This window comes from Nocardioides cavernae (assembly GCF_013410035.1).
Classification (GTDB): Bacteria; Actinomycetota; Actinomycetes; order Propionibacteriales; family Nocardioidaceae; genus Nocardioides; species Nocardioides cavernae_A.
Genome location: NZ_JACCBW010000002.1, coordinates 543,412 through 559,088 on the forward strand (window position 1 = coordinate 543,412; position 15,677 = coordinate 559,088).

Consider the following 15,677-nt stretch of genomic DNA (forward strand, 5'->3'; position numbering starts at 1 on the left):
GGGGTCGTCGTCGCCTACCTTGCGCAGGTACCCGATGCACGGAGGAGCCCGCACGTGCCTGTCCACGACTCACCTCTCGCCCGGCTGGAGCGCCACGCGCGCAACCGCGCGCTCGAGGTCGCGGTGATGGAGCTGCGCGACCGGACGTGGTCGTCGCTCACGTGGAACGAGCTCTACCGACGCGTCATCGACGGCGCCGCCGGCATGATCGAGGCCGGGGTCGCCCCGGGGTCGGTCGTGGTGCTCCGCGTGCCCACCGGCATCCGGCAGGTCGAGCTCGAGCTCGCCACCCGCGTCGCCGGGGCCGTGCCGCTGCTCCTGCCCGAGCACCTGGACCCGGCCGAGGTCGGCCGGCTGCTGGACGAGGTCGAGGTGCGCCTCGTGGTGGTCGACCACGAGAGCCGGCTGGCGCTGCTGCGCCACGCGGCGCTCGCCGACGCCCAGCTCTTCGAGTGCGACGACCGGTCGTGGGAGCGGCTGCGAGGGATGGGGCTCGACCGGCGCAAGCGCCAGCCCGACCTGCTCGGGTGGGTGGCGGACGCACGCGCCGGGTCCGCGACGGGCGCCGTGCTCGGCCTCCCGCGCGAGAAGAGCCAGGCGTGGCTCTTCCGGCCGGAGTCCTCCGGCACCCTGGCCGACCTGACCGCTGACGACGTCGTCGTGCTCACCGGCGAGGCCGCCGACCGGTTCACCACCGTCGTGCGCGACGCCCACCTGTCGTCGGGCTGCACACTCGCATGGGTGGAGGCGCCCGACCTGCTCGCGGCGGCCCTGTCACACGTGGCGCCGACCCACGTCCTGCTCGACCACGTGGCCGCGCGGGCGCTGGAGGACCTCCTCGAGCACGCCACGCTCGACGGCAACCCGTGGCACGAGACCCCGCGCGAGGTGCTCGAGGCCATGTCGGCGCAGGTCGCCGGCGCGAGGCTGACGTCGAGGACGAAGAAGCTCGCCGCCGACGTCGCGGCGCTCGCGCCCTGGTGGGGCGGACGGATCCGCGTCCTGTCGCTCGACGCCCGGGTCAACCGGACCATCAGCGGGCTCGCGACCACCCTGGGCTTCCGCATCGGGCGCATCGCCCACCACCCCGCGGTCCGGCTCGACCCGGCCGCCGAGCACGCGCTCCTGGCCGTGCCGCAGGCGCCCGCGGTGGAGGTGTCGTCGGACGTGCTGCCCAGGCGTGGCCGCGGCGAGCTCGACGCCGCCTTCTCGCTGGCCTGACGCGCACCGGGTCCCTCCGCCGCGTCGTCTCAGCCCGTGGACACCACGTCCACGAGCCTCGTACAGCGACGCAACAGTCAGGTAAAACCCCCTCGCGCCCCACCCGCCCCCGGCACAGTCGTGACCGAGTCATTCACTCGTCAACGACCCTGGGGGATCCGTCCGATGCCACTCGTGCCGCAGGCACGCGCGTCCGCGCTGCCGTCCGGTCTGGCGCCCGAGCTGCCGCCGTCTCCGTGGCGGCTCCTGCGCGGGCTGGCCGAGTCGCGTCCCCACGACGTCGCGTACGTCGTCGGGCAGGACGCCCGCACGTGGGCGGAGGTCGCCCGGACGGTCGAGCGGGCTGCCGCCGGCCTGGTGCGCAGCGGGCTGCGCGCCGACCAGGTCGTGGTGTCGCTGCTCCCGTCGGCCCACCCCCGGCCCGAGCTGGAGACGGCCCTGCGGGCGATCGGCGCCGTCGTGGTGCACCTGGCCCCGGGCCTGACGGGTGAGGCCCTGTCCGAGGCCCTGGCCGACGTGGACGTGCGCCTGGTGCTCACGCCCGACGAGGCCGAGCTCGACCGGCTCGCCGGCCTCACGTTCCGCTCCGCCGAGATGTTCGCCGTCGACGCCGGGTGGGACCGCCTCCTGGCCCTCGGTGAGGAGCGGCTCCGGATGGACCCCGACGCCGTGTCGCGCGCCGACCGCGGCGTGGAGCCGGACGGCACGTCGGCGCGCGTCCTGGCCGCGGACGCGTCCGTCGGCCGCGTCCCGCACCACGTGCGCCCCGACCTGCCCGCCACGGAGGCCACCGTGGTCGTCGGCGACCACGGCGACCCGCTGGTCCGCGCGACCCTGGACGCCCACCTGACGTCCGGGGGCACGCTCGTGCACCTGCCCACGCCCGACGGTCTCGCCGGCGTGCTCGCGGCCGTACGCCCCGCATGCCTCGTGCTCGCCCACGGCCCGGCGGCCCAGCTCCCCGGGCTGGCCCCGAGCGTGCCCGCCGCCCGTCGGCTGCGTCCGGGACGACCGCGCACCAACGATGTCCTCCGGTCGTGGTCGGGCGGTCGCCTCGCCACCGTCGTGGTGGACCGGCCCGCTCCCGGCCTGCGGGACCTGCTCGGCGGCCTCGAGGTGTCGGTGGAGCTGCTGCCCGTAGAGCTCCTGCCCGCCGACCTGCCCGTCCCGCCACCCGTGGTCCTCGGCGACGTCGCCGACCTGCCCCGCCGGTCGCGTCGCGACCCGAGCCGCGACTTCCTGCTCGACAACGACCGGGCGCCGGCCCCGGTCGCACCCGACGAGTCGGCCTTCGTGCTGCCGTCCCTCCCACTCTTCGGCGGTGAGTCGTTCCTCGACAAGCTGCTGATCGCCCAGGCCACCCAGGCCGGGGCGTGACAACCGGGCCAGCGCCCACCCACCAGCCTCCGGGAATCCTCCCGGTCGCCACCGCGTCACCTCCAGTGGAGGCGACCGAGCCGCAAAGGAACCAGACATGACCAACGTGGACGTGATCCTCAAGGACGCCGTCAACATCGACGGGGCCGTCGCCGCCCTGCTCGTGGACTACCAGTCGGGCATGGCCCTCGGCCAGGCCGGTGACGCCACCGTCCTCAACCTCGACGTCGCGGCCGCCGGCAACACCGACGTCGTCCGCGCCAAGATGCGCACGATGGAGAGCCTCGGCCTCAACGACAAGATCGAGGACATCCTCATCACCCTGGGCTCGGCCTACCACCTGATCAACCTGCCCGAGGACCACCCGGGCCTGTTCATCTACCTGGTGCTCGACAAGAGCCGCGCCAACCTGGCGATGGCCCGCCACAAGCTGGCCTCGCTCGCCAAGCAGCTCGAGATCTGATCCCCGTCGGCGTGCCGCACTGCCCGTGCCCCCGTCGCGGGCAGCGCGGAGGCCGGCCCGGGAGCCGCACTCACGAGCGGTAGACGATGACCTTGTCGCCGAGACGGACCTGGTCGAAGAGCCAGGCGACGGCGTCGCGGTCGCGGACGTTGACGCACCCGTGCGAGGCCCCGGCATAGCCGTTGGCCGCGAAGTCGGGGGAGTAGTGCACGGCCTGCCCGCCGGAGAAGAACATCGCGAAGGGCATCGGGGTGTCGTAGAGGCTCGAGACGTGGTCGCGCGACTTGCGGAACACGGCGAAGGCGCCCTCGCGGGTCGGCAGCTCGTCCGAGCCGAACCGCACCTCGACGGTCCTGCGGACCACGCCGTCGACGACCCACCGCAGGGAGCGCGACGTCTTGTCGACGCACATCGCCCGACCGGTGGTGCAGCGCGGGTCGAGCCGCGGCCCGGTCGCCACGATGTTGAACAGCTCGGCCTTCGTGGGCTGCCGGGTCACGTCCTTGAGGCGGGTGAGGGTACGGCGGTCGACCTGCCCGGTGACCGGGATCCTGCGCCTGGCCTGGAACCGCTCCACCGCCGTCACCGTGGTGCGGTCGAAGCGGCCGGTGACCTTCGCGTCGTACCACCGCACCTGCTTGAGCCGGGCCTGCACCTGGCGTACCCACATCCCGCGGTCGCCGCGCTGCAGCAGCGGCCGACCGGGCGTGTAGACGTTGTGCAACGCCTCCGAGGTGGGCTCGGTCGTGAGGCTGACCAGCTTGAGCCAGGTGCGCTCGTCGACGACGCCGCCCGTGTCCCAGCCGCGTCGCCGCTGGAAGGTCGTGACGCCCGCGCGGGTCTCCTCGTCGTAGCGGTTGGTGACGATCTCGGAGTGGAGCCCGAGCTGGTGCAGGCGGCTCTGCAGCTCGCGCACCCGCCAGCCCGTGTCGCCGGGGTGGATGGGTGAGAACCCGGCACGGTGCGTCGCCCCGGTCGCGGCGGCGCCGTCCACGACGGCCAGGACGGTGGACGAGCAGAGCAGGACGAGCAGGAGTGCGGTGATGCGGCGTGACATGGATCCCCCGGTGACGACGTGGTCGGACGAGTGTAGGGACGCACGGCGCGCCCCCCAGGTTGCACCCGACCCGTGAGAGCCGCCTACGCTCGGCGCGTGGCCCGCGCTGACCTGGACAAGCAACCCTCCGACGTACGTCGCATGTTCGACACCGTGGCCAGGCGCTACGACCTCACCAACGACCTCATGACCGCCGGCATCCAGCGCAGCTGGCGGCGCTCGATGGTCGAGGCCGTCGCTCCCCGCCCCGGCGACCTCGTGCTCGACCTCGCCGCCGGCACCGGCTGCTCGAGCGAGCCGTTCTCCGACCGCGGGGCCACCGCCGTGCCGTGCGACTTCTCCGTCGGCATGCTCCGGCAGGGCAAGAAGGACCGGCCGGCCCTGCCGTTCGTGGCCGGCGACGGCACCCGGCTGCCGTTCCTCGACGACACCTTCGACGCGGTCACGATCTCCTACGGCCTGCGCAACTTCGTCGACCCGGTCGCGGGGCTCAGGGAGATGCTCCGCGTCACGCGCCCCGGGGGCCGCCTGGTGGTCTGCGAGTTCAGCCGTCCGACCAACGGCGCCCTGCGCACGGTCTACCTCGACGGCTTCATGCGCGCCCTCCCGGCCATCGCGTCGGTGACCGCCAGCGCCGCCGACGCCTACGTCTACCTCGCCGAGTCGATCCGCGCGTGGCCCGACCAGGAGGGCCTCGCGGCCATGCTCATCGACGCCGGCTGGCGCGAGCCCGAGTGGCGCAACCTCACCGGCGGCATCGTCGCCCTGCACCGCGCCACCGCCTGAGGCGAGGGGCAATTACGGCACGCCGTTCTTGCCTAAATCCGCAGGTCAGGACGCCGTCCGCCTACCCAGGGGTGGCCTGCCCCCCGACGTGACGCACGCGACACCGGAGTCCTAGACTGTGGTCCGCGCCACTCGTGAAGCCATTCACAAGGTCACGTTCTCCGTGGCCGGCGCAGGTCCACCGGAAGGGAAGCGATGGAGCTCTACACGCCGATCCTCGCGCTGGCACTCCTCGCGACGGGCTTCGCGGTCTTCTCCGTGATCATGAGCGCCGTCGTGGGTCCCAAGCGCTACAATCGGGCCAAGCTCGACTCCTACGAGTGCGGCATCGAGCCGACCCCGCAGCCCGTCGGCGGCGGCCGCTTCCCGGTCAAGTACTTCATCACCGCGATGCTCTTCATCGTCTTCGACATCGAGATCATCTTCCTCTACCCGTGGGCCGTCCACTTCGACCAGATGGCCCTGTTCGGCCTCGTCGAGATGGTCCTCTTCATCGCGACTGTGTTCGTGGCGTACGCCTATGTGTGGCGCCGCGGCGGATTGGACTGGGACTGATGGGACTCGAGGAGAAGCTGCCGTCCGGCGTGCTGCTGACCACGGTCGAGGGCGTCGCCGGCTACATGCGCAAGGCGTCCTTCTGGCCCGCCACGTTCGGCCTGGCCTGCTGCGCCATCGAGATGATGACCAGCGGTGGCCCGAAGTACGACCTCGGCCGCTTCGGCATGGAGGTGTTCCGCGCCAGCCCGCGCCAGGCCGACCTGATGATCGTGGCCGGCCGGGTCAGCCAGAAGATGGCCCCGGTCCTGCGCCAGATCTACGACCAGATGCCCGAGCCCAAGTGGGTGCTGGCGATGGGCGTCTGCGCCTCGTCCGGCGGGATGTTCAACAACTACGCCGTCGTGCAGGGCGTCGACCACGTCGTGCCCGTCGACATGTACCTCCCGGGCTGCCCGCCGCGCCCGGAGATGCTGATCGACGCGATCCTCAAGCTGCACGACCAGGTCCAGCAGACCAAGCTCGGCGCGCACCGCGCCAGCGAGATCGAGGAGCTCGAGACGGCCGCGCTGCGCGCCCTCCCGACCTCGGACATGAAGGGCCTCCTGAGGTGACCGACAAGCCAGACGAGAAGGCGGCCGGACAGGCCAAGGACGAGTCGGACGACAAGACCGACTCGAACGAGTCCGCCCGGCCCGCCGAGGAGCGCAACCTCGAGGCGGCCAGGTCCGCGACCGGCACCGGCAGCGGTGTCGAGCAGCCGGCCCCCGACCAGTCCCCGGAGAACGTCCCCGCGCCGACCGGCGAGGTCCGCTCGGTGGGCGAGCGCCACGGCATGTTCGGCGTCAAGGGCTCCGGCGACACCTCCGGCTACGGCGGCCTCGTCAGCGCCAAGGTGTTCCCGGCGCCGTCGCAGAAGCCGTACGGCGGCTGGTTCGACGAGGTGTCGGACGCCCTCGAGGCGCGCCTGCGCGCGACGGATCTCACCGCCGCGATCGAGAGCGTCGTGGTGCACCGCGGCGAGATCACCTTCCACGTCCGCCGCGAGGACCTCGCGTTCGTGGCGCAGATGCTGCGCGACGACGAGGCGCTGCGCTTCGAGTTCTGCTCGGGCGTGAGCGGGGTGCACTACCCCGAGGACACCGGGCGCGAGCTGCACGCGGTCTACCACCTGACGTCGATGACCCACAACCGGCTGATCCGCCTCGAGGTGACCGCGCCGGACAGCGACCCGCACGTGCCGAGCCTGGTGAGCATCTACCCGACGCTCGACTGGCACGAGCGCGAGACCTACGACATGTTCGGGCTGATCTTCGACGGTCATCCCGCTCTGACCCGGGTGCTCATGCCGGACGACTGGCCGGGCCACCCGCAGCGCAAGGACTACCCGCTCGGCGGCATCCCCGTCGAGTACAAGGGCGGGTCCATCCCTCCGCCGGACCAGCGCAGGAGCTACAACTGATGACGACCGAGCAGGACTTCTACGCAGCGCCCGGCGACACGAGCCAGGGCCGCGTCTTCACCGTCACCGGTCAGGACTGGGACTCGATCACGCAGAGCATCGGCGAGTCCGCCGAGGAGCGCGTCGTGGTCAACATGGGACCCCAGCACCCCTCGACGCACGGCGTGCTCCGCCTGATCCTCGAGCTGGAGGGCGAGACCGTCACCGAGGCCCGGTGCGGCATCGGCTACCTCCACACCGGCATCGAGAAGAACATGGAGTACCGCTCCTGGGTGCAGGGCACCACGTTCTGCACCCGGATGGACTACCTCTCCCCGTTCTACAACGAGATGGCCTACGTCCTGGGCGTCGAGCGCCTGCTCGACATCGAGGACGACATCCCGGAGAAGGCGGAGGTGATGCGCGTCCTGCTGATGGAGCTCAACCGCATCTCCTCGCACCTCGTCTGCATCGCCACCGGCGGCATGGAGATCGGCGCCCTCACGGTGATGACGATCGGCTTCCGCGAGCGCGAGCTCGTGCTCGACCTGTTCGAGCTGATCACCGGCCTGCGGATGAACCACGCCTTCATCCGCCCCGGCGGCGTCGCACAGGACCTGCCGCCCGGTGCCCTCGACGAGATCCGCGACTTCATCGCCCTGATGAAGAAGCGCCTTCCCGAGTACGCCGCGCTCTGCAACGCCAACCCGATCTTCAAGGGTCGCCTCGTGGACGTCGGCCACCTCGACCTCGCCGGCTGCATGGCGCTCGGGCTGACCGGCCCCGTGCTCCGCTCGACCGGCTACGCGTGGGACCTCCGCAAGACCCAGCCCTACAGCGGCTACGAGGACTACGACTTCGAGGTCCAGACCTGGGACACCTGCGACTCCTACGGCCGCTTCCGGATCCGCCTCAACGAGATGTGGGAGTCGCTCAAGATCGTCGAGCAGGCGGCCGACCGGCTCGCCGGTCTCGAGGGTGCACCGGTGATGGTGGGCGACAAGAAGATCGCCTGGCCCAGCCAGCTCGCCATCGGCAGCGACGGCATGGGCAACAGCCTCGACCACATCCGCCACATCATGGGCGAGTCGATGGAGGCGCTGATCCACCACTTCAAGCTGGTCACCGAGGGCTTCCGGGTCCCGGCCGGCCAGGCCTACGTCCCGATCGAGTCGCCGCGCGGCGAGCTCGGCGCGCACGTCGTCTCCGACGGCGGCACGCGACCGTTCCGCGCCCACTTCCGCGACCCGTCGTTCACCAACCTGCAGGCCACCAGCGTGATGAGCGAGGGCGGCATGGTCTCCGACGTCATCGTCGCCATCGCCTCCATCGACCCCGTGATGGGAGGGGTCGACCGATGACCCTCGAGCAGAAGACCTGGGACGAGCTGCGCGAGATCGCGGCCCGCTACCCCGAGCCCCGCTCCGGGCTGCTCCCGATGCTGCACCTGGTCCAGTCGGTCGAGGGCCGCGTCACCCCCGAGGGGATCGAGGCGTGCGCCGAGGTGCTCGGCATCAGCGCGGCCGAGGTCAACGGCGTGGCGACCTTCTACACGATGTACAAGCGCAAGCCGGTCGGCGACTACCACGTCGGCGTCTGCACCAACACGCTGTGCGCGGTCATGGGCGGCGACCTCATCTTCGAGCGGCTCAAGGAGCACCTCGACGTCGGCAACGACGAGACGACCGAGGACGGCACGATCACCCTCGAGCACCTCGAGTGCAACGCGGCCTGCGACTACGCCCCGGTGATGATGGTCAACTGGGAGTTCATGGACAACCAGACCCCCGAGTCCGCCGTCCAGGTCGTCGACGACCTGCGCGCCGGCACCGAGGTCCACTCCACGCGCGGACCGCGCATCTGCACGTGGCGGGAGGCCGAGCGCGTCCTCGCCGGCTTCCCCGACGACCGCGCCGACGAGGGCCCGACCGCGGGGCCCGCCTCGTTGGCGGGACTCAGGATCGCCCGCGAGAACGGTTGGACGGCCCCGTCCGACGCGCCGGCAGGCACGCCGGCTGAGAAGGGGGAGAGCAAGTGACCGACACCCTGACCCCGGTCCTCACCGACAACTGGGACGCCGAGCGCGCCTGGACCCTCGCCGCCTACGAGGAGCGCGGGGGGTACGCCGCGCTCGACAAGGCGTTCGCGATGACGCCGGACGACGTGATCGACGCCGTCAAGGAGTCGGGCCTCCGCGGTCGCGGTGGCGCCGGCTTCCCGACCGGCATGAAGTGGGGCTTCATCCCGCAGGACAACCCGAAGCCGAAGTACCTCGTCGTCAACGCCGACGAGTCCGAGCCGGGCACCTGCAAGGACATCCCGCTGATGATGGCGAGCCCGCACACGCTGGTCGAGGGCGTCATCCTCAGCTCCTACGCGATCCGCGCCCACACCGCGTTCATCTACGTCCGCGGCGAGGTCCTCCACGTGATCCGACGCCTGCAGCGCGCGGTCCAGGAGGCCTACCTGGCCGGGCACCTCGGCACCAACATCCACGGCTCCGGCTACGACCTGGACCTCATCGTCCACGCCGGTGCGGGGGCGTACATCTGCGGCGAGGAGACGGCGCTGCTCGAGGGCCTCGAGGGTCGTCGCGGCCAGCCCCGGCTGCGCCCGCCGTTCCCGGCGGTCGCCGGCCTCTACGCCAGCCCGACGGTCATCAACAACGTCGAGTCGATCGCGTCGGTGCCGAGCATCATCGCCAACGGCCCGTCGTGGTTCGCCCAGATGGGCACGGAGAAGTCCCAGGGCTTCGGCATCTTCAGCCTCTCCGGCCACGTCGCCAACCCCGGCCAGTACGAGGCGCCCCTCGGCATCACCCTGCGCCAGCTCATCGACCTCGCCGGCGGGATGCGCGAGGGCCACGAGCTGAAGTTCTGGACCCCGGGCGGCTCGAGCACCCCGCTGCTGACTCCCGAGCACCTCGACGTCCCGCTGGACTTCGAGTCCGTCGGCGCCGCGGGCTCGATGCTCGGCACGCGCGCGCTGCAGCTCTTCGACGAGACCACCTGCGTGGTCCGCGCGGTGCTGCGGTGGACCGAGTTCTACAAGCACGAGTCCTGCGGCAAGTGCACGCCCTGCCGCGAGGGCACGTGGTGGCTGACGCAGACGCTGGCCAGGCTGGAGAAGGGGCAGGGCAGCGAGTCCGACCTCGACCTGCTGCTCGACCAGTGCGACAACATCCTGGGCCGCTCGTTCTGCGCGCTCGGCGACGGGGCCACCAGCCCCATCTCGAGCTCGATCCAGCACTTCCGTGACGAGTACCTCGCGCACCTGACCCACGGCGGCTGCCCGTTCGACCCCGTCGCCTCCACCGCCTTCGCACCTGCTGGAGCCACTGCATGACCGCCACCGACAAGGCGCCCGAGAAGGTCGACGTCGACCTGGTCACCCTGACCATCGACGGCGTCCAGGTCAGCGTTCCCAAGGACACCCTGGTCATCCGGGCCGCGGAGCAGGTGGGCGTGCAGATCCCGCGGTTCTGCGACCACCCGTTGCTCGACCCGGTCGGCGCGTGCCGCCAGTGCCTGGTCGACATCCCCGATGCCGGCAACGGTCGCGGGTTCCCCAAGCCGCAGGCCTCCTGCACGCTGCCGGTCGCCGAGGGCATGGTCGTCAACACCCAGGCGACCAGCGAGGTGGCCGACAAGGCCCAGCAGGGCGTGATGGAGTTCCTGCTGATCAACCACCCGCTCGACTGCCCGGTCTGCGACAAGGGGGGCGAGTGCCCCCTGCAGAACCAGGCGATGAGCAACGGTCGCGGCGAGAGCCGGTTCGCCGAGTCCGGCGGCGTCAAGCGCACCTTCCCCAAGCCGATCAACATCTCCGCCCAGGTCCTGCTCGACCGCGAGCGGTGCGTGCTCTGCGCGCGCTGCACGCGCTTCTCCGAGCAGATCGCCGGCGACCCCTTCATCGCCCTCGCCGAGCGCGGTGCGCTCCAGCAGGTCGCGATCTACGAGCGCGAGCCCTACGAGAGCTACTTCTCCGGCAACGCCATCCAGATCTGCCCGGTCGGCGCGCTCACCTCGGCCGACTACCGCTTCCGCTCGCGCCCGTTCGACCTGGTCTCCACCCCCTCGGTCGCCGAGCACGACGCCTGCGGTGCGGCGATCCGTGTCGACCACCGTCGCGGCAAGGTCATGCGCCGCCTCGCCGGCAACGACGCCGCGGTCAACGAGGAGTGGATCAGCGACAAGGACCGCTTCGCCTTCCGCTACGCCCAGGTCGAGGACCGGATCACCTACCCGCAGGTCCGCGAGGACGGCGAGCTCCGACCGGCGTCCTGGCCCGAGGCCTTCGCCGTCGCCGCCCGCGGGCTGCGCGAGGCCGGTGCGAGCGCCGTCCTCACGGGCGGTCGGCTGACGGCCGAGGACGCCTACGCCTACGCCAAGTTCGCCCGGGTCGCGCTGCAGACCAACGACGTCGACTTCCGCGCCCGCCCGCACACGGGCGAGGAGGCGAGCTTCCTGGCCGCCCAGGTCGCGCTGTCGGGCGGCGTCACCTACTCCGACCTCGAGGCCGCTCCGGTGGTCGTGCTCCTGGGTCTCGAGCCCGAGGACGAGGCGGCCACGATCTTCCTGCGCCTGCGCAAGGCCGCCAAGCGCGGTCGTACGCAGGTCGTGTCCGTCGCGCCCTTCACCTCGCGCGGCCTGGCCAAGATGAAGGGCCGGCTCGTCCCGGCGGCCCCCGGCGCCGAGGTCCAGGCGATCGAGTCGCTCAAGGACGCCGCGCACGGTGTGACCAAGGACGCGATCGTCCTGGTGGGCGAGCGTCTCGCGCAGACCCACGGCGCCCTCAGCGCGGCCGTCGCCCTCGCGGCCTCCACCGGTGCCCGCCTGGCGTGGGTGCCGCGTCGCGCCGGCGACCGCGGCGCGGTCGAGGCGGGCGCGCTGCCCAACCTGCTGCCCGGTGGACGCCCCGTCACCGAGGCCGCGGCGCGCGTCGACCTGGCTGCCGCGTGGGGCGTCGCGACGCTGCCCACCAAGGTCGGTCGCGACGGCAACGCGATCGTCGCCGCGCTCGCCAAGGGTGACCTCGGCGGCGTCGTGGTCGGGGGCGTCGACCCCGACGACACGAGCGACCCCGCGGCCTTCCGGGCCGCCCTCGACGCCGCCGGCTTCGTGGTCAGCCTCGAGCTGCGCGAGACCGACGTGACCCGCGTCGCCGACGTGGTGCTGCCGGTCGCCCCGGTGACCGACAAGGCCGGCACGTTCGTGACGTGGGACGCCCGTGCCCGGGAGTTCGACGCCGTCTTCAGCAACCCCTCGTCGCTGCCCGACCTCCGGGTCCTCGCCGGCATCGCCGACGAGCTCGCGGGCCTGGGGCAGGGGAGCCCGCTCGGCTTCCGCACGGTGTCCGACGTGCGGGCCGAGATGCAGTCGCTCGGCCCCTGGGACGGAGCCCGCCCGGCGCTCGACGCCGGCAAGGCGCCCAAGCCGGCGAAGGCACCGCGCAAGGGTGAGACGCCCTTCGTGCTGGCCACCTGGAAGCAGCTGGTCGACCTCGGCTCGATGCAGGACGGGGAGGCGCACCTGCGTGCCACCGCCCGCACCCCCGTCGTACGCCTGAGCCGCGCGTCCTACGAGTCCGTGTTCGGCATGCTCGACGCCGCCACCGGTGACGAGCGCGCCACCGTCACCGGGGACCGCGGCAGCATCACGCTGCCGGTCGTGGTCGCCGACCTGCCCGACGGCGTGGTCTGGGTCCCGGCCCGGTCCACCGGCCGGGGCGTCCTCGCCGAGCTCGCCTCACCCGGCAGCGCGGTCACCGTGAAGGGAGCCACCTCGTGACGTCTCTCGCCCCCCTGGCGGCGGACCTGCCCGACCCGGGCCTGGCCGCCTTCGGCCAGGACCCCTGGTGGGTGATCCTGCTCAAGGCCGTCCTCATCTTCGTCGTCCTGGTGCTGCTCACGCTGTTCAACATCTGGTTCGAGCGCCGCGTCGTCGCCCGGATGCAGCACCGCGTCGGGCCCAACGTGCACGGTCCCTTCGGCCTGCTCCAGTCGCTCGCCGACGGCGTGAAGCTGGCGCTCAAGGAGGACATCATCCCCAAGGCGGCCGACAAGGTCGTCTTCCTGCTGGCACCCGTGATCGCGACCGTGCCGGCCTTCGTCACGTGGGCGGTCATCCCGCTCGGCCCCGAGGTCAACTTCTTCGGGCACAGGACGCCGCTGCAGCTCACCGACATGCCGGTCGCCGTGCTGTTCATGCTCGCCATCGCCTCGATCGGCATCTACGGCATCGTCCTCGGCGGCTGGTCCTCCGGGTCCACCTACTCGCTGCTCGGCGGACTGCGCTCGAGCGCGCAGATGATCTCCTACGAGGTCGCGATGGGCCTCGCGCTCGTCGCGGTGTTCCTCTACGCCGGCTCGATGTCGACCTCGGAGATCGTGGCCGCCCAGGACCGCCTCTGGTTCGGCCTGATCCTGCTGCCGTCCTTCGTCATCTACGTCATCTCGATGGTCGGCGAGACCAACCGCGCCCCCTTCGACCTCCCGGAGGCCGAGGGCGAGCTGGTCGGCGGGTTCCACACCGAGTACTCCAGCCTCAAGTTCGCGCTGTTCTTCCTCGCCGAGTACATCAACCTCGCCACCGTCTCGGCGATCGCGACGACCCTGTTCCTGGGCGGCTGGGCCGCCCCGTGGGGCATCGAGAACGTCTGGGAGGGCGCCAACAGCGGCTACTGGCCCCTGCTCTGGTTCTTCGGCAAGGTCTTCTGCTTCATCTTCCTGTTCGTCTGGCTGCGCGGCTCGCTGCCCCGCATGCGCTACGACCAGTTCATGGCGCTCGGCTGGAAGGTCCTCATCCCGGTCTCCCTGGCCTGGATCGTGGCCGTCGCGACGATCCGCGTCATCTCGCTCGAGGGCAACATCAACCGCACCTACCTCGTGGCCGCCATCGCCGTCCTGCTCGTCCTCACCGTCGCGCTGATGTTCGTGGGGGACAAGGGCGAGGCGGTGGACGAGGACGTCCCGGCGGCGGGCGACGAGCCGCACGACGCCTTCGCCGGCGGGTTCCCCGTCCCGCCGATGCCGGCGGGAGGTGCCGTACGCGGTGCCGCCGCGCCGCTGACGTTCGCCCACACGCCGGGGGGACGCACCACCGTCACCGCTGATGCGGAGGAGAGCCATGAGTGAGTCGCCCCAGTCCCAGCAGGGGTCCAAGGGCATCAAGGAGTCCTTCTGGGACCCGATCGCCGGGTTCGGCGTCACCTTCCGGACGATGTTCAAGAAGGTCGTCACCGAGCAGTACCCGTTCGAGAAGCTCCCCACGGCACCGCGCTTCCACGGCCGCCACCAGCTCAACCGCTGGCCCGACGGCCTCGAGAAGTGCATCGGCTGCGAGCTGTGCGCGTGGGCATGCCCGGCCGACGCGATCTACGTCGAGGGTGCCTCCAACAGCGACGTCCCCGACGCCGACGGCAACAGCCAGCGCTTCAGCCCCGGCGAGCGCTACGGCCGCGTCTACCAGATCAACTACCTGCGCTGCATCCTGTGCGGCCTGTGCATCGAGGCGTGCCCGACCCGCGCGCTGACGATGACCAACGAGTACGAGCTGGCCGACAACAACCGGGCCGACCTCATCTACGAGAAGTCCGACCTGCTCGCCCCGCTCCTGCCGGGCATGGAGCAGCCGCCGCACCCGATGCGCCTGGGTGAGGACGAGGGCGACTACTACAGGGGGACCACCCGATGACCTTCTGGATCCTCGCCCCGATCATGGTGGTCGCCGCGCTCGGCATCCTGTTCGTCCGCAAGGCCGTGCACGCCGCGCTCCTGCTGGCGGTCGTGATGATCAGCCTGGCGTTCCTCTACGCCGTGCTGGACGCGCCGTTCCTCTTCGCCGTCCAGATCATCGTCTACACCGGCGCCATCCTCATGCTGTTCCTGTTCGTGATGATGCTCATCGGCGTCGACGCGACCGACTCGGTGGTGGAGACGATCCGCGGCCAGCGCGCGATGGCGGTCGTCCTCGGGCTGCTGTTCGGCACCACGCTGGTCCTCGGCGTCAGCCAGGTCACGCTCGGCACCGTGGTGGGCCTCGACGAGGCCAACGCGGGCGGCAACGTGCCGGCCATCGCCAACATCCTGTTCTCGCGCTACGTCTTCGCCTTCGAGGCCACGAGCGCGCTGCTCATCACCGCCGCGCTCGGCGCGATGGTGCTCGCGCACCGCGAGCGGCTCACGCCCAAGGCCACGCAGGCCGACCTCGCCGCCCAGCGCATCCGCGACTTCGCCGAGCACGGCAAGCACCCCGGACCGCTGCCCTCGCCGGGCGTGTACGCCCGCCACAACGCGGTCGACACCCCGGCCCTGCTGCCCGACGGGACCGCCGCCGAGTCGTCGGTCTCGCGGGTGCTCGCGGCCCGTGGCACGGTGCGCTCCGCGCCGGCCATGGCCGACGACATCGACGACGTGCGCCGCCAGATCGCAGGCTTCGAGGCCCAGGACCCGACCACCGACCCGGCCGCGATGCCGGAGACGTCGGGCAAGGCCGGCGCGCCCGCGCACACGACCGAGGACGTGCGGAAGGACGTGGACCAGTGACCCAGTACGTCGTGCTCTCCGCGATTCTCTTCACGATCGGCTGCGTGGGTGTCCTCACCCGTCGCAACGCCATCGTCGTGTTCATGTGCGTCGAGCTCATGCTCAACGCCTGCAACCTGGCGTTCGTCGCGTTCGCCCGCCAGCACGGCAACCTCGACGGCCAGATCACCGCGTTCTTCGTGATGGTGGTGGCCGCGGCCGAGGTCGTGATCGGGCTCGCGATCATCATGACCATCTTCCGCACCCGACGCTCGGCCTCGGTCGACGACGCCAGCCTGCTGAAGTACTGAGG

16 protein-coding genes are annotated in these 15,677 nt (G+C 71.5%); 15 read left to right on the plus strand and 1 reads right to left on the minus strand.

Annotated features, from left to right (window positions below; genetic code table 11):
* Window positions 1-54: 54 nt before the first annotated feature.
* From F4692_RS10170 to F4692_RS10180, 3 genes are all read left to right on the plus strand, one after another.
* Window positions 55-1,221, plus strand: a complete 1,167-nt coding sequence (locus tag F4692_RS10170) for an AMP-binding protein (protein ID WP_179619543.1) — start codon at window positions 55-57, stop codon at window positions 1,219-1,221.
* Window positions 1,222-1,386: 165 nt separating this feature from the next.
* A complete protein-coding gene (locus F4692_RS10175) occupies window positions 1,387-2,598 on the plus strand; it encodes an AMP-binding protein (protein ID WP_179619544.1) in 1,212 nt (403 codons plus the stop codon).
* Window positions 2,599-2,695: 97 nt separating this feature from the next.
* Window positions 2,696-3,061, plus strand: coding sequence for a hypothetical protein (locus F4692_RS10180; protein ID WP_179619545.1), 366 nt, complete (start codon window positions 2,696-2,698; stop codon window positions 3,059-3,061).
* 70 nt (window positions 3,062-3,131) lie between these two features.
* Here F4692_RS10180 and F4692_RS10185 read toward each other — a convergent pair whose 3' ends face one another.
* Window positions 3,132-4,118 carry a L,D-transpeptidase family protein gene (locus F4692_RS10185; protein ID WP_179619546.1) on the minus strand — a complete coding sequence of 329 codons (987 nt, stop codon included), beginning with the start codon at window positions 4,116-4,118 and terminating at the stop codon, window positions 3,132-3,134.
* A 96-nt stretch (window positions 4,119-4,214) separates the two neighbouring features.
* On the opposite strand from F4692_RS10185, the gene F4692_RS10190 reads away from it, so the two are divergent.
* The 12 genes from F4692_RS10190 to nuoK all read left to right on the plus strand — a co-directional run bounded on the left by F4692_RS10190 (window position 4,215) and on the right by nuoK (window position 15,675).
* Window positions 4,215-4,904, plus strand: coding sequence for a demethylmenaquinone methyltransferase (locus tag F4692_RS10190; RefSeq protein WP_179619547.1), 690 nt, complete (start codon window positions 4,215-4,217; stop codon window positions 4,902-4,904).
* A gap of 195 nt (window positions 4,905-5,099) precedes the next feature.
* Window positions 5,100-5,459: an NADH-quinone oxidoreductase subunit A gene (locus F4692_RS10195; protein ID WP_179619548.1), complete on the plus strand. Its 360-nt coding sequence runs from the start codon at window positions 5,100-5,102 to the stop codon at window positions 5,457-5,459.
* Complete coding sequence (locus F4692_RS10200) at window positions 5,459-6,013, plus strand: NuoB/complex I 20 kDa subunit family protein (protein WP_179619549.1); 555 nt, start codon at window positions 5,459-5,461, stop codon at window positions 6,011-6,013. Before F4692_RS10195 ends, F4692_RS10200 begins: the two co-directional genes overlap by 1 nt.
* A complete protein-coding gene (locus F4692_RS10205) occupies window positions 6,010-6,861 on the plus strand; it encodes an NADH-quinone oxidoreductase subunit C (RefSeq protein ID WP_179619550.1) in 852 nt (283 codons plus the stop codon). Before F4692_RS10200 ends, F4692_RS10205 begins: the two co-directional genes overlap by 4 nt.
* Entirely contained in the window at window positions 6,861-8,201 is a 1,341-nt protein-coding gene (locus F4692_RS10210; RefSeq protein ID WP_179619551.1) for an NADH-quinone oxidoreductase subunit D, read from the plus strand. Before F4692_RS10205 ends, F4692_RS10210 begins: the two co-directional genes overlap by 1 nt.
* Window positions 8,198-8,878, plus strand: a complete 681-nt coding sequence (nuoE, locus tag F4692_RS10215; RefSeq protein ID WP_179619552.1) for an NADH-quinone oxidoreductase subunit NuoE — start codon at window positions 8,198-8,200, stop codon at window positions 8,876-8,878. The genes F4692_RS10210 and nuoE overlap by 4 nt, the downstream gene beginning before the upstream one ends.
* Window positions 8,875-10,185 carry an NADH-quinone oxidoreductase subunit NuoF gene (gene nuoF / locus F4692_RS10220; RefSeq protein ID WP_179619553.1) on the plus strand — a complete coding sequence of 437 codons (1,311 nt, stop codon included), beginning with the start codon at window positions 8,875-8,877 and terminating at the stop codon, window positions 10,183-10,185. Before nuoE ends, nuoF begins: the two co-directional genes overlap by 4 nt.
* Complete coding sequence (locus F4692_RS10225) at window positions 10,182-12,629, plus strand: NADH-quinone oxidoreductase subunit G (protein ID WP_179619554.1); 2,448 nt, start codon at window positions 10,182-10,184, stop codon at window positions 12,627-12,629. Before nuoF ends, F4692_RS10225 begins: the two co-directional genes overlap by 4 nt.
* A 41-nt stretch (window positions 12,630-12,670) precedes the next feature.
* Window positions 12,671-13,975, plus strand: coding sequence for an NADH-quinone oxidoreductase subunit NuoH (nuoH, locus tag F4692_RS10230; protein WP_374757299.1), 1,305 nt, complete (start codon window positions 12,671-12,673; stop codon window positions 13,973-13,975).
* Window positions 13,968-14,534 (plus strand): NADH-quinone oxidoreductase subunit NuoI, encoded by a 567-nt coding sequence (nuoI, locus tag F4692_RS10235; protein ID WP_179619555.1) that lies wholly within the window; start codon window positions 13,968-13,970, stop codon window positions 14,532-14,534. Before nuoH ends, nuoI begins: the two co-directional genes overlap by 8 nt.
* Window positions 14,531-15,385 carry an NADH-quinone oxidoreductase subunit J gene (locus tag F4692_RS10240; RefSeq protein ID WP_179619556.1) on the plus strand — a complete coding sequence of 285 codons (855 nt, stop codon included), beginning with the start codon at window positions 14,531-14,533 and terminating at the stop codon, window positions 15,383-15,385. The genes nuoI and F4692_RS10240 overlap by 4 nt, the downstream gene beginning before the upstream one ends.
* Window positions 15,382-15,675: an NADH-quinone oxidoreductase subunit NuoK gene (gene nuoK, locus F4692_RS10245; RefSeq protein WP_056907095.1), complete on the plus strand. Its 294-nt coding sequence runs from the start codon at window positions 15,382-15,384 to the stop codon at window positions 15,673-15,675. The genes F4692_RS10240 and nuoK overlap by 4 nt, the downstream gene beginning before the upstream one ends.
* Window positions 15,676-15,677: the final 2 nt, after the last annotated feature.

Bases quoted from the DNA above. Each gene is read 5' to 3' on its own strand.
- F4692_RS10175 (WP_179619544.1), top strand. From the start codon at position 1,387: ATGCCACTCGTGCCGCAGGCACGCGCGTCCGCGCTGCCGTCCGGTCTG.
- F4692_RS10180 (WP_179619545.1), top strand. From the start codon at position 2,696: ATGACCAACGTGGACGTGATCCTCAAGGACGCCGTCAACATCGACGGG.
- F4692_RS10185 (WP_179619546.1), bottom strand. From the start codon at position 4,118: ATGTCACGCCGCATCACCGCACTCCTGCTCGTCCTGCTCTGCTCGTCC.
- F4692_RS10195 (WP_179619548.1), top strand. From the start codon at position 5,100: ATGGAGCTCTACACGCCGATCCTCGCGCTGGCACTCCTCGCGACGGGC.
- F4692_RS10200 (WP_179619549.1), top strand. From the start codon at position 5,459: ATGGGACTCGAGGAGAAGCTGCCGTCCGGCGTGCTGCTGACCACGGTC.
- F4692_RS10210 (WP_179619551.1), top strand. From the start codon at position 6,861: ATGACGACCGAGCAGGACTTCTACGCAGCGCCCGGCGACACGAGCCAG.
- nuoE (WP_179619552.1), top strand. From the start codon at position 8,198: ATGACCCTCGAGCAGAAGACCTGGGACGAGCTGCGCGAGATCGCGGCC.
- F4692_RS10225 (WP_179619554.1), top strand. From the start codon at position 10,182: ATGACCGCCACCGACAAGGCGCCCGAGAAGGTCGACGTCGACCTGGTC.
- nuoI (WP_179619555.1), top strand. From the start codon at position 13,968: ATGAGTGAGTCGCCCCAGTCCCAGCAGGGGTCCAAGGGCATCAAGGAG.
- F4692_RS10240 (WP_179619556.1), top strand. From the start codon at position 14,531: ATGACCTTCTGGATCCTCGCCCCGATCATGGTGGTCGCCGCGCTCGGC.